Origin of the sequence: Methylobacterium nigriterrae (genome assembly GCF_037106235.1) — a bacterium.
Lineage (GTDB): Bacteria > Pseudomonadota > Alphaproteobacteria > Rhizobiales > Beijerinckiaceae > Methylobacterium > Methylobacterium nigriterrae.
Genome location: NZ_JBAWTG010000522.1, coordinates 1 through 503, shown reverse-complemented (window position 1 = coordinate 503; position 503 = coordinate 1). Strand labels below are relative to the sequence as shown.

Below are 503 nucleotides of genomic sequence, written 5' to 3'. Positions count from 1 at the left end.
AGCTTGCCCGGGTGATCACGGTCGGTGAGCACGAAGCTGCCCTCGCTGCTGTGGTTCGCTCAGCCGATGGGCAGCATCTCTGCACCGTACGGATGAGCGTGGCGACGGAGTGGGGAAGAGGAGATCCATTGCCGGATCTCAACAAGCGGTGAGGCGGAGTCCGATATGCCTCCGACCCGGAACCCGGTCCGGCGAGCATCATTGCCCCGGTGAGGTGTCCAGCCATGCAGATCCACAAAGAAGCCACCTACGACGGCGTCTGGACCGTCTTTGTCGAGGGCAGCCTCTGCATCAGCGATCTCACAGGTCCGGAAGCCGAGGCTCTCGTTGAGGTGTTTGCACGCCTCTCACGTTGCGCGGCCTCAACCGGAGGCAAACGAAACTGAGCGGAACTCGCTGAAGCGCTCCGGCCACCGAAGGAATCTGCCGACGGAGGCGGTTCACGCCAAGCGTACCGTCACAACCTTGTAGACGGCTCGTCACAGCCACACCTGCTCAAGCTG

Annotated in this window: 1 protein-coding gene; it reads left to right on the top strand. The window is 62.6% G+C overall.

The genetic code is table 11. The features are described 5' to 3' along the window. The first annotated feature begins 224 nt into the window (after positions 1-224). Positions 225-386 carry a hypothetical protein gene (locus tag WDW90_RS38045; RefSeq protein ID WP_336492864.1) on the top strand — a complete coding sequence of 54 codons (162 nt, stop codon included), beginning with the start codon at positions 225-227 and terminating at the stop codon, positions 384-386. The last annotated feature ends 117 nt before the right edge of the window (positions 387-503 follow it).

What these genes read in the sequence shown, in the direction of transcription:
- WDW90_RS38045 (WP_336492864.1), top strand. Translation starts at nt 225, where the DNA reads ATGCAGATCCACAAAGAAGCCACCTACGACGGCGTCTGGACCGTCTTT.